This is a genomic window from Sorangium sp. So ce131 (assembly GCF_051519095.1).
Taxonomy (GTDB): domain Bacteria; phylum Myxococcota_A; class Polyangia; order Polyangiales; family Polyangiaceae; genus Sorangium.
Genome location: NZ_CP150455.1, coordinates 10,603,885 through 10,615,672, shown reverse-complemented (window position 1 = coordinate 10,615,672; position 11,788 = coordinate 10,603,885). Strand labels below are relative to the sequence as shown.

The 11,788-nt window shown below is 72.4% G+C and carries 10 protein-coding genes; 3 read left to right on the top strand and 7 right to left on the bottom strand.

Features of this window, described 5'->3' with window-relative positions; all coding sequences use genetic code 11:
* Positions 1 to 25 precede the first annotated feature (25 nt).
* Positions 26 to 2,425, bottom strand: coding sequence for a hypothetical protein (locus tag WMF43_RS38660; protein ID WP_437672659.1), 2,400 nt, complete (start codon positions 2,423 to 2,425; stop codon positions 26 to 28).
* Positions 2,426 to 3,145: 720 nt separating this feature from the next.
* Here WMF43_RS38660 and WMF43_RS38655 point away from each other — a divergent pair.
* Positions 3,146 to 4,165, top strand: a complete 1,020-nt coding sequence (locus WMF43_RS38655; protein WP_437672657.1) for a PEGA domain-containing protein — start codon at positions 3,146 to 3,148, stop codon at positions 4,163 to 4,165.
* 61 nt (positions 4,166 to 4,226) lie between these two features.
* Here the strand turns inward: WMF43_RS38655 and WMF43_RS38650 are convergent, their stop codons facing one another.
* The 3 genes from WMF43_RS38650 to WMF43_RS38640 are packed head-to-tail and all read right to left on the bottom strand — an operon-like array spanning position 4,227 to position 7,304.
* Positions 4,227 to 5,453 (bottom strand): DUF790 family protein, encoded by a 1,227-nt coding sequence (locus tag WMF43_RS38650; RefSeq protein WP_437672655.1) that lies wholly within the window; start codon positions 5,451 to 5,453, stop codon positions 4,227 to 4,229.
* Positions 5,440 to 6,840 carry a DEAD/DEAH box helicase family protein gene (locus tag WMF43_RS38645; RefSeq protein WP_437672653.1) on the bottom strand — a complete coding sequence of 467 codons (1,401 nt, stop codon included), beginning with the start codon at positions 6,838 to 6,840 and terminating at the stop codon, positions 5,440 to 5,442. Before WMF43_RS38645 ends, WMF43_RS38650 begins: the two co-directional genes overlap by 14 nt.
* 53 nt (positions 6,841 to 6,893) lie before the next feature.
* On the bottom strand, positions 6,894 to 7,304 hold the full coding sequence (locus tag WMF43_RS38640; RefSeq protein WP_437672651.1) for a 6-pyruvoyl trahydropterin synthase family protein: 411 nt from the start codon (positions 7,302 to 7,304) through the stop codon (positions 6,894 to 6,896).
* Positions 7,305 to 7,461: 157 nt separating this feature from the next.
* Here WMF43_RS38640 and WMF43_RS38635 point away from each other — a divergent pair, with 157 nt between their 5' ends.
* Positions 7,462 to 8,067: a YqgE/AlgH family protein gene (locus tag WMF43_RS38635; protein WP_437672649.1), complete on the top strand. Its 606-nt coding sequence runs from the start codon at positions 7,462 to 7,464 to the stop codon at positions 8,065 to 8,067.
* Between the two features lie 165 nt (positions 8,068 to 8,232).
* Positions 8,233 to 8,700, top strand: a complete 468-nt coding sequence (locus WMF43_RS38630; protein WP_437672647.1) for a Dps family protein — start codon at positions 8,233 to 8,235, stop codon at positions 8,698 to 8,700.
* A 22-nt stretch (positions 8,701 to 8,722) separates the two neighbouring features.
* On the opposite strand, the gene WMF43_RS38625 is transcribed toward WMF43_RS38630, so the two are convergent.
* The 3 genes from WMF43_RS38625 to WMF43_RS38615 form a co-directional block, all read right to left on the bottom strand.
* Entirely contained in the window at positions 8,723 to 10,168 is a 1,446-nt protein-coding gene (locus tag WMF43_RS38625) for an ATP-binding response regulator (protein ID WP_437672645.1), read from the bottom strand.
* A 242-nt stretch (positions 10,169 to 10,410) separates the two neighbouring features.
* Positions 10,411 to 11,268, bottom strand: coding sequence for a CvfB family protein (locus WMF43_RS38620; protein WP_437672643.1), 858 nt, complete (start codon positions 11,266 to 11,268; stop codon positions 10,411 to 10,413).
* 136 nt (positions 11,269 to 11,404) lie between these two features.
* Positions 11,405 to 11,692 carry a hypothetical protein gene (locus tag WMF43_RS38615; RefSeq protein ID WP_437672641.1) on the bottom strand — a complete coding sequence of 96 codons (288 nt, stop codon included), beginning with the start codon at positions 11,690 to 11,692 and terminating at the stop codon, positions 11,405 to 11,407.
* Positions 11,693 to 11,788: the final 96 nt, after the last annotated feature.

Here is an 11,788-nt window from a genome sequence, read left to right as displayed (position 1 = left end):
GTCCAGCGAACGCTCGTGGCCTCCGTCACTCGTGGGTCCTGTAGAAGCAGAGCCAGGGATCCCGCTGAGGATCCTTGTTGTTCCGCACGTAGCAGAGGGTCGATTGGAAGTTCGCGGGCATCCAGTCGTTCCGGAACATGGTCGCCACGTCGGACGCCCAGGTCGCGTTCCCCGCGCACGACTTGCCGGCCTTGACGCAGGCGCGCGACACGAGCTGCTCGACCTCGTAGTAGCAGCCGTTGCTCGCGGTCGCGCAGTGCTTCAGGTACCCCTCGTGGCCCTCCTCGATCGAGCTCCGCGTGTAGTTCGCGTCCCGGTTCGCCGGCTTGTAGAACTCGTCGGACCACCACTTGATCCCCTCGGACGCCGGGCAGGAGCCGAACTGGTTGCGCGTCGGCGTCTGGTCGCACCCGAAGCTCCAGTTGTAGCTGGAGATGAGGTCCGCGCGCGGCGCGGGGGTCGCGCCCTTCACGCGGTCGTTCACCCGCTTGTAGAGGCCCGTCTTGAAGGCGTTGTCGCGGTCGCCGGAGATATCGCTGTTGAAGAACGTCGTCTCCTCGCTGTAGACCGTCCCGCTGTCCAGGTTCGGCCGGCGCGGGTTCGCCCGCTTGCCGTCCGCGATGGCGCGGCTGATGACGTCGCGGAGCGAGGTCGCGTTCGCGAAGAGCGCGCTGTTCGCCGGGCGCTGCAGCGCCTCGAACGTGGGCAGGTCGTCCGGCTTCTCCATCACCGCGCGGTGGAACGCCTTGTCCTGCGTCCCGCTCACGAACCCGTACGTGCTCAGGTAATGCTCGCGCAGGCGCGCCTCGAGCCGCGGGGTGCGCTCCTCGACGAAGCCCTTGATCAACGTGTAATTGGCGCGGAGGCGCTCGCCGTAGGTCCCGGAGACCTTGGCCGTGAGGTAGCCGCTGATCGTGTTGCCCGCCGCGTCGGTGGTCGTCGCCGGCTTCTGGCTCGCGCGCTCCAGCGCGCGGCTCACGACCGGTCCGAGCTCGGTGTTGAAGGCGGCGGCCTCGAACGCGGCGGTGACGTAGGACGCGATGTCCGCCGCGCTGAGGGGCGGCACCGCCTGCTGGAGGCTCGTGTAGTGCTCGATGCCCCCGTCGAGCTCCGGCGCGGTCGGCTCCCGCCCGAACACGGCGTAGAACAGGTCCGCGACCGTCTGCCGCTCCGCGTCCGAGGGGCCGTTGCACCCGATCTCGAGCACCCGCCCGGTGGCGTCCAGCGTGTTCGGGTTGACGAGCAGGTACGGCACGGCCGCCTTCGGGATCGACTGCGCCGCAGGCGCCCCCTGGGCGAAGTAGGCCGCGGCGCCCGAGCACGTGAAGCGGACGAGATCCTTGCTGCCGTCGAGCTGGAAGTAACGCGCGGAGGGCGACTCGTCCGACGTGTCGAAGATCTTCACGCTCCGCGTGCACCGGAGGTGCGGTTGCATGTCGGGATCCGACTCGGTGAAGCGCGGGTCGCTCGTCGAGAGGTCGGTGAGCGTCGCCGTGGGCGAGAAGCCGAAGGCCTGCTTCATCGCGTCCGAGTTCGAGCCGCAGTCGATCGCGTACCCCTTGCCCCCGGAGATCAGGTAGGGAGCGGAGCGGGCCGCGATCCCGTTGAACCGGTAAGCGACCCGGTAGAGCTCGGCCCCGGGCCCGCGTCCCTGGTTGTTCGGCTGCACCGGGAGCTCGCGGCGCGCCGCCGGCAGCGGCCTCGCGGTGGCCGTGTAGCAGTTGACCTCCCGCTCGGCGATCCCCTGCGCCCGCCACGTATCGAGGACGGCGCCGTTGATGGGGACGCTCACCTGCTCGAGGTCGCTGCCGTCCGCGGCCGTCCACGAGAGGGCGGTGAGCACGTTGAGGCAACCGACGCTGTAGATCGTCCCCGCGTTGTTGTTGCCCGCGAGATCGGTGCCGGAGAAGCGGAGGTAGTACTCGGGCTCTCCCTTCGACAGGTCGGCGTCGGTGCGGCGGTAGACCTGGAAGATCTGCTGTCGGGTGACGCTGGGATCGGCGTTGCAGCTGAGCGTGTGGACGGGGAGGCGCTCGCCCGCGGCGGTGTCGAGCTCGAGCTCGAGCTCGCCGATCATCGCGTCGTAGGAGTCGTAGAACGGCACCTGGAAGGTATCGAGTGTCCTCGCGAACCCGAAGGCCTCGAAGAACGTGCCGTTGTTCGACCCGCAATCGAGCCGGAACGCCGCGTCCGGCTTGCCGTTCTTCCTGCTCACGACCACCGCGACCTCGCGCGGCAGGCCGTCGTCTTGCCACGGGTTGTCGTAGACGATGACCTCGGCCGCCCCGCTGCCGATGACCGCCGACGCCGACGAGCCCACACGCTCGTCCGCCTCCGACTCCGACGCTGGCGGGACCTCACCGGCGCACCCCGAGGCCGCGCCCAGGGAGGCGGCCCACAGCGCTGCGATACCCCATCGATTCATGCTTCTCACGTCATCCTCCGCATTGGATCGCGTCACACCTCGGAAACGGAACGACCGGCGCGGCGCGACCCCATGTCGCAGGCGCGCGGCGGCCATCGCGCTCCGGACCGCGCCGGAGCACGCGAGCAACGCAGTCCTCTCCGCGGCGCGAGCCCGCGGCGCGGGCGGGCGCCGGCGGTCGCTCGCGGACGAGCGAGGACGCGTCGTTCCTACGTCAGTTGAAGGCGACGTCGATGGCGCACCCCGCGACAGGCAACGTCGAGCTCAGGGCGACCGAGTGGTCACGGCTCACGTGCATCCATCGCAGCGGGCACCGTTGTGGTGCTGGACTCATCGTTATCGCTTCCTGCTCCCTGGATGCCTGCATGCCCACAGGGCCTTCGGAAAATCGTCCGTCCGAACCGTGACATCCGACTCCAGGACGCGGATTCTATTCATGCTAGAAAATGCGCGTGACGGCGGCAGGGCGCGTGCTGGACCGGCAGCGGCTCCTGACGGGGCGGGCCACGTACCGGCGCTGCGGAGGGGAGCGGCCTGTGCGGGCGCGCGTCACGCAGCCGGACGGGGAGCGGGCGTGCACGCAGGTGTATGCGACGGTGGAGCAACCGAGCTGTCAATTGACGAGGGATCGTCGCAGCCAGTATTTCTGGCGGCGTGCGTCGCGCCGTCTCGTGGCTCTTTCCATGTGCTCTCGCTGGGGTCATCGCGGGTCTCGAGGGCGTGGCGAGCGCGGACGACCCCTACGAGGACGCGGGCGCGCGCGCGGCGACGAGGGCGGCGGGAGCGCTGCGCCGCGGTCGGCTGGCGCGGGACGCCGGGAGGCTCGTGGAGGCCGAGGCGGCCTTCGAGGAGGCGCTGAAGGCGGCCGAGGCGGCGTGGACGACCGACGCGGAGCGGGCCTCGATCGCCGCGGAGCTCGGGCTGTGCGAGCTCGCGCTCCAGCGGCACCGGGAGGCGGCGGGCCACCTGGCGCAGAGCCTGGAGCACCGCGGCGCCCTCAGCCCGTGGATCCTGCGACGGGTCCAGGAGGGGCTAGCGAGCGCCGAGAAGCGCGTGGCGACGCTCTACGTGACGACCAGCCCCCCGGGCGCCGAGGTCTTCCTCGATGGAGAGGCGCTGGGTCGCGTCGAGCCGGTCCATGAGGTGTACCTGGATCCAGGGGACCACAACTCGCGGGCGCGGCTCGAAGGGCATACCGACGCGGTGCGCTCGTTCCGCGCCGAGGCCGGCCAGTCGCACGCGCTCGTCCTCAGGCTGCGGCGCGCCCCGGAGCCCGTCGCGAAGGCGCCGGAGGCCGCGCCGCCCGCGCCGCCCGCGCCGCCCGCGGCCCCCGCGCCGCCGCCCCTCCCGCTCGCGGAGCTGCGCATCGGCGGCGTGGCGCTCACGACGGCGGCGGCGGCGGCCGGCGCGGTCTTCCTCCTGCGGGCCTCCGTCGTCCGCGGCGACCTCGCCGAGCGCGACGTCGCGCTCCGCCGCGGGGGATGGGACCCCTCGGCGTGCCAGGGGGCGGGCGCGTCGCCGGTCTGCGCCGAGCTGCGCGGCCTGCGCGAGGAGCGGAACCTGCTCGGCGCGCTCGGGGCGGCGTCGCTGGTGACGAGCGGCGTCTTCGCGGCCGCGACGGCGGCCTGGTTCCTCACCGATCCTCCCCCCGCGGGGGGAGCGCCGGCCCGGCAGGGCGTCCGCGTCGTGCCGGTGATGACGGGAAACCAGGCGTGGCTCTCCCTTCAAGGCACCTTTTGACGTCAAAGCACCTTCCGAGGCGCAGAGGACGCCCGCGCCCCTTCCGCTCCCCCCGGCGCGCTCAGGCGCCCTCCTTCCCGCGCCTCCCGTCGAGCCGCGCCAGCACCGCCCGCGGGGACATCGTCGCGCGGTAGACGTAGATCTCCCCCGCGTCGTCCTCGCCGAGCACCTCCTCGCTCACGCGCAGCTGCTTGCCGACCGCGAGCAGGATCCTCGCCGGGAACCCCTTCCGGATGAGCTCGACGCGCCGCCACACCGCGGCCCGGCTCCAGAACCCGAACGCCTCCAGGTACACCTCTTCTCCGGTCGCCGCGTTCTCGAACACGAGGTCCGGCGCGCACACCACCTCTCCGGGCAGCGCGAACAGCCGCTCGTTGTGCGAGACCCGCCAGGGCGAGCCGAGCTTCCGGAACCCCTCGCAGAACGCCTCGAGCTCCGGCGTCGTCTCGGCGAGCTCGCGGCCGTGGTACACGAGCCCGTCGTTCGGGCCGATCTCGACCGCGAGCGGCTCCTTGTCGCGGCCCCAGCGCAGCTCGGCGCGCACCTTGAACGAGGCGCACGCGAGCACCGACGGCAGGAACATCGCGAGCCGGAGGCCGTAGCGCTGGACGGCGTCGAACAGGCTGAACGGGCCGTCGAGCAGGATCGTGTAGCCCGACGCCGGGTCGCCCTGGACCACGTGGATCAGGCCGTGGAACCGGGCCGCGCGGAAGATCTTCCGGTACCGCGGGGCGCTCTCGCCCTCGACGCGCACGGTCACCTGCGTCGCGCGCAGCAGGATCGACTGCGCCAGCGCGAGGTTGTACCGGTCGAGCAGGACCTCGGGCGCGTCCGTCGCCGCCTTCCGGAGGATCTCGGCGCCGCGCAGGTCGGCGTAGAGGCCCGCCTCGATCGCGGCGGGCGTCGTGCCGAGCCGGGCGGCCACCTCGTCGAGCACCGCGGCGCGGTCGAAGCGGGCGCGCACGTCGAGCGCGCGGTGCGCCGCCGCCGCCGCGAGGAACAGCTCGCGGCGCAGCGCCTCGGGGTCGACGCCCTCGGCCACCTCGTACGCGCAGCCGTCCTCGAGCACCTTGCGCAGGCCGAGCGCGGCGACGCGATCGCGCGCGGGCACCTCCACGGCGTCGAGCGCCGCGTCGACCTCGTCGCGGCTGTCGCCGACGCTCCGCGAGAGGATGTCGAGGTACACGCGCGCGACCGGCAAGAGGCGCTCGGCGGCCGCGCCCCGCAGGTACTGAGGCACCACGAGCCCGCCCCGGCGGCGGACGCGGACGAGGTCACTGGTAAGCAACGTGGTCCCGGCGCTTGTCGCTCACCCGCTGCTCGCTCGTGCCGAGGGCGACGAGCTCGTACAGGATCGCCGTCTTGTTCTCGGTGCGGCGCAGGATGCGGCCGAGCCGCTGCACGTGCTCCCGCACCGAGCCGCTGCCCGACAGGACGATCGCGACGTTCGCCTCGGGCACGTTGACCCCCTCGTTCAGCACCTTCGACGTGACCACCGCCGAGAGCGCGCCGCGGTTGAACGCCTCGAGGATGGCGCTGCGCTCCTTCACCTTCGTCTGGTGCGTGATGGCGGGCACGAGGAACTGCCGCGAGATCTGGTAGACCGTGGCGTTGTCCTCGGTGAAGACGAGCGTGCGATCGGCGCGGTGCGCGTGGAGCAGCCGCGCGAGCACGTCGATCTTGCCGGGCGCGCACAGGGCGAGGCTGCGCTGGCGGCGGTAGGCCTCGAAGGCGCGCCGGCCGGCGTCGGACTGCGAGCTCAGCAGGATGAACTGCCCCCAGCCCTCGGGCATGCGGATGCCATGCGCGCGCAAGAAGCCGATGTACACCGCGCGCGCGGCCTCGTACGCGGCGCGCTCGCCCTCGGAGAGCGGCACGTCGAGCCGGACCACGTCGTAGGCCGCGAGGTACTGCCCGGAGAGCTCGGTGATCTCCCGGCGGAACACGATCGGGCCGATGAGGTCGTCGTAGCCCCGGCTGTCGGCGCGCTCGGGCGTCGCGGTGAGGCCGAGGCGGAACGGCGCGAGGCACATCTTCGCGGCGAGCGCGTACGAGGGGCTCGGCAGGTGGTGGCACTCGTCGAAGATCACGAGGCCGAAGCGCGCGCCGAGCCGGTCCATGTGCAGGTGCGCGGAGTCGTAGGTCGTCACCGTCAGGTCGAGGACGTCGTTGTACCCGCCGCCGAGCAGGCCGATCGGGACGCCGAAGGCGGCGGAGAGGCCGTCGTACCACTGGTTCAGGAGGTCGAGCGTCGGGACGACCACGAGCGTGCTGCGCTGCCGCGCCGCGATCGCCAGCGTGGCGACGAACGTCTTGCCCGCGCCGGTCGGGAGCACGACGACGCCCCGGCTGCGCCGGCCGGCCCACGCCTCGAGCGCCTCGCGCTGGTAGGGGAACGGGTCGTGCTTGGCGAGCGGCGCGAGCGGCAAGGCCTCGTATTTGCGGGCGTTGTCGGTGAACGCGACCCCGCGGGCGCGCAGCCGGAGCACGAGCTCGGCATAGTCGATGGCGGGCACCCGGTAGACCCGCTCGCGCCCGTCCCACCGGCACGACGCGGGGAGGCACGCGGGATCGAGCGGCGCGGCGTCGGCCGCCGGGCCCTCGACGCCCTCGATGCGGACGGTGCCGCCCTGGAACGTCAGGACGATCGGCGCTGTGCGGACCGGCTCGGTCATCGGCGCGCTCTTTTGCCGCGAGCCGGGCGCCGTGCCAAGCGCCGAACGAGCGGTCAGGCCAGCTCGGCGGGGTACATCGAGCCGCTCCGGATGGGCGCGCGGTAACGCACCCACACGAGGGGCGACTCGTGCAGCGTGATCGTGAGCGCGGTGCCGGCGCCCACCTGGAGCCTCCGGCCGAGCTCGCGGTGGACGTGGCGCGCGATGAGCTCCGGCGTCGAGCGCTTGCCCTCGAAGGCCGGGTGCTCGTCCAGGTTCCGGTAGTCGATCTCGGCGAGCACGCTGCGCAGGGTGTCCCGCAGCACGCTCGTCTCGATCACCTGGCCGAGGGGGGAGAGCTCCTCGCGATCCAGCTCGACGCTGACCGTGTAGGTCGCGCCGTGCAGGCGCTGCGCGGGGCCGAACTGCTCCCCCTTGAGGCTGTGGGCCACCATGATGTGATCGCGGACGCCGACCGTGTACATGGCCGCACTATACTCGCCCATGCGGCGCGGGCGGGAGATCCCAATCGCACGCGCCGGCGCGCGGGAGTAAGGTTCGGACGTCCGGCCGGTCCGCCCCTGCCGGGCGAGAGCGTGCGGGACGAAGCGGCCGGTGGCCGCGACCGAGGGAGGATCGCCGATGAACCGCGAAGCGAACGTGCTGGCCCCAGGGTTCCTCATCGCCTCGCCGCCGCTCGGTGATCCCAACTTCGACCGGACGGTCGTGTTGCTGGCCGTGCACAGCGAGGGCGGGGCGCTCGGGTTCGTGGTGAACCGGCCGGCGCCGATGACGCTCGGGGAGCTCCTGTCGTTCGCGGGTTACGGCAACGACCTGAAGCACCCGGGGCCGGTCTACCTCGGCGGCCCGGTGCAGCCGAGCTCGGGCTGGATCCTGTGCCTCGACCCGGAGCTCGGGGCCGAGGAGACGGGCGTGATCCCGGTGGGCGCCCGGGTGCGGGTCACGTCGTCCCGGAGCGCCTTCGACGCGCTCGCGGCCGACGCGGCGCGGGGCGCGGTCGGCGCCGCCGCGGCGGACCCGCGGCGGCGGACGGTGCTGCTCGGCTACAGCGGGTGGGGGCCGGGGCAGCTCGAGCGGGAGATCGCCGCCGGCGCGTGGCTGCCCACGCCCCTCGACGAGGGTGTCCTGTTCGACGTGGCGGCGGACCAGCGCTGGGAGCAGGCGTACGCCCTGCTCGGGCTGAGCCCGATCGAGGTGATGTCGATGCGGAGCATCGGAGAGGCGTAGCGGCAGACGGTCGCCCCAGGGCTCCCCCTGATTGACTCGGCTCCCCGACGGACGAACCTTCCCGCCCGCGTCAAGCCCGCATCGGCGCACGGGCGCGCCGCGCAGGCGTTCACCGCAGCCGAGCACGGCCCGTCGAGAGAGCACACGACAGGAGAGGAGCCCATCATGGAGATCAACATCGGAATCGACGCAAAGACCCGCGAGCAGATCGGCGCGGGGCTGGGCCGCGTCCTCGCCGACACCTACACGCTGTACCTGAAGACCCACAACTTCCACTGGAACGTCACGGGGCCCATGTTCCAGACGCTGCACCTCATGTTCGAGCAGCAGTACAACGAGCTCGCGCTCGCCGTGGACCTCGTGGCCGAGCGCATCCGCGCCCTCGGCCTGCCCGCGCCGGGGACCTACAAGCAGTTCGTGGCGCTCTCGTCGATCAAGGAGGAGGACGGAGTCCCGAATGCGACCGACATGATCAAGCGCCTCGTCGAGGGGCACGAGACGGTCGCGCGCACCGCGCGGGAGCTCTTCCCGGTGGCCGAGCAGGCGAACGATCAGCCCACGTGCGACCTGATCACGCAGCGCCTCCAGGTCCACGAGAAGACGGCGTGGATGCTGCGCAGCCTGCTCGAGTGACAGGCGCGCCCCGGCGGTGAGCTCACCCGGGCGGGGTGGGCGTCGACGGCCTGCGGCTGCGCGGCAGGCGGAACCAGAAGCGGCTGCCGCGCCCGGGGCTGCTCTCGACGCCCACGACGCCGCCGTGCGCCTCGACGATCTCCCGGACGATCATCAGCCCGAGGCCGCTCCCGCCGGCGCTGTGCTCGCCGCGCTTGTAGCGCTGGAACAGCGACGGCGCGATCTCCGGCGCGACGCCGCAGCCGCTGTCCGCGAGCGAGACCTCGACGGAGCGCGGCTTCACCTCGACGCGCGCCGCGATCGTCCCGCCCGGGGGGGTGAACTTGATCGCGTTGCCGATCAGGTTGGAGAGCACCTGGGCCAGGCGCTTCGGGTCGCCGAGCACCGCGGCGTCCTCGCCGCGGGCCGGGCCGGTGAAGGTCTGGCCCTTCTCCTCGAGCAGGGGCCGGAAGTCCTCGACGGTCTCCGCGATCAGGCGCACCACGTCGACCTCCGCGCGGTCCATGTGGTGCTTCGCGCCCTCCAGGCTCGCGAGCTCGAGGAAATCGTTGATCATGACGACGAGCGACTGGAGGCGCTGATCGAGCTTCTGGACGTCCTCGAGCAGGGTGGGCCGGCCCTCGAGGTCCTCGCTGGAGAGCATGTTGGCGACCCGCAGCGTCATCGCGTTGAGCGGCGTGCGCAGGTCGTGGGCGATGATCGAGTAGAAATCGAGCCGGCGCTCGTCGAGCAGGCGCCGCTCGGTGACGTCGCGGAGCGAGATGATGGTGCTCGCGTCGCCCTCGCCCGGGAGCACGCTCAGCGTCGGTGAGAAGAGCCTGCCGTGGATCTCGACGTCCGCGGTGGGCAGCTTGGACTCGCGGGCGACGCCCTCGCCGTCCTCCGTGGGGAGGCCGGGGATCAGCGCCGCGATCGACCTCCCGATGAGCGCGTCGGCCTGGACGCCGAGCGCGATCGCCGCCTGCTCGTTCGCGAAGCGGAGGCGCCCGTCCGCGCCGACCACGAGCAGCGGGTCCGGCGCGGTCTCGAGCAGCCGCCGGTTGGCCGCCTCGGCCTGCTCCGCGCGCTCGAGCAGCGCCCGCCAGCGGACCAGGGACGCGACGCGCGCGCGCAGCTCCTCGTCCTCGTACGGCTTCGCCAGGTAGTCGTTGGCGCCGGCGGACAGCCCCTCCACGATCTGATCGGTGTGGCGGTGCGCGGTGAGCAGCAAAATCCCGAGCTTCTCGGAAGCTGCGGACTCGGAGCGCAGGTATCGACACACCTCGAGCCCGCTCACGCCCGGCATGATCCAGTCGAGGACCATCACGTCGGGCGGCGTCGCGCACGAGGAGAGCCGCTCCAGCGCCGCCGACCCGTCATGGATCACCTCCACGTCATGCTCCTGCGCAAGCACACGACGCGCCCGCTCGGCGTCAACACGGCTGTCGTCGACGACCCAGACGAGGCGCCGCGCGGGACGGACACTCATTCGGGCCAAAGCGTAGTAGGAGGAGGTGGGCAGCGTCAATGCGCCAGGAGCCGGGCTCAGCGGCAGTCTTTTCGGCGAGCGCCGGCGGCGAACACCGGCTGAGCTCAGCCGGCGTGCTCTCTCTAGCGAACGGCCTGCGCGAACGGCCTGCGCGAACGGCCTGCGCGAACGGCCTGCGCGAACGGCGGCTGAGCTCAGCCGGGCGGCGCTCCTGCGCGCGCCGCGGCGGGACGGCGCGCGGCTCAGCGCCGCGGTCGGACGAGGAACCCCTCGCCGTCGACGGTCACCGCGCGCTGCTTCAGGAGGCGGCCGGCCGCGCGCTTGAACGCCTTCTTGCTCAGGCCGAAGATCGCCCGGATCTCCTCGGGGCTCGAGCGGTCGCCGACCCTCGGCGCGCCCGGGGCCGAGAGCCTCGCGAGGATCACCTGCGCGTCGTTCTCTAGCTCCTCGTGCGCGTGGCCGCGCAGCGAGAGCTCGATTTTCCCGTCGGGGAGCACGCTCGTCACGCGGAAGCGCGCCGCCTCGCCGCGCGAGAGCGCGTGCGGCTCGCTCGCGGGGAGGAGGCCCACGAACCTGCGCTCGACGATGACGAAGACGCCGATCTCCGGGTCCTTGCGCCACGCCTCGCCCTCGACCCACTCGTCCAGATCGAAGTCGCCCTTGTCGCGCAGCATCTCGCTCACGCGCATCGTCCCCGCGAGGCGCCCGGTCCTGTCCACGAGCAGCCCGATCGGGTGCAGCTCGCCGACCCGCAGATCGCGCGTCTGCTCGGCGTGCGGCACGAGCAGCTCCTTCGGGAGGCCCCAGTCGACGAACGCGCCGAAGGGCGCGACGTCGGTCACCCGGAGAAAGGCGACCTCCCCGAGCGCGAGCCTCGGCCGGCGCGCGGTCGCGACCGGGCGATCCTCCGAGTCGAGGTACACGAACACCTCGATCGCGTCTCCCTCCTGCGCGCCGCCGGGCACCTCGCTCCCCGGCAGGAGCACCACCGGCGCGTCGGGGCGGAGGTCCCGCGGGTCGAGCGAGAGGAAGGCGCCGGGCGGGCCGAATCGCCGCACCTCTAGGGTCACCACACGTCCGAGGAGGTCGCCGTAGGGCATTGCGGCGCAGTCTTGCACACGCCGGACGGTGTGTCGTCGGGGCGTCGCGGCCGGCTGCGCTGCTGTCCGCGTCGAGCGGCCGTCGGCCGCGGGGCGCGCCGGCCGGAGGCGTGCTCCGCGTGCGGGCCTGGAGCGCTCAGCGCACCCAGACGCGGAAATGGTGCGGGAAGAAGCTCTCGCCGAAGTAGTCGACCACCTGCGGCCACCCGGCGCAGTTCTCCCACGGCCGCGTGTAGCCCCAGCTCCCGCCCAGGAGCAGGCGCTGCCCGCACGAGAAATCGGAGAACGTGGCCACCCGCACCCCACAGATGATGTCCTGGTAATCCATCCACTTCGGGAGCGAGTCGCACCGGAAGGTCGCGAAGGTGTTGGTCAGGTTGGAGTTGTCCTCCGCCTCCAGGTAAGCCTCCTCGTATTCATCCATCGCGGCGGCCGCGACTCGGTCCGATTCCGTCGACTGCCATGCTCTCGCCAGGCCTCCCCGCAGCGCCGCCGCAGCTCGCCGCGGCGGACCGGAGCT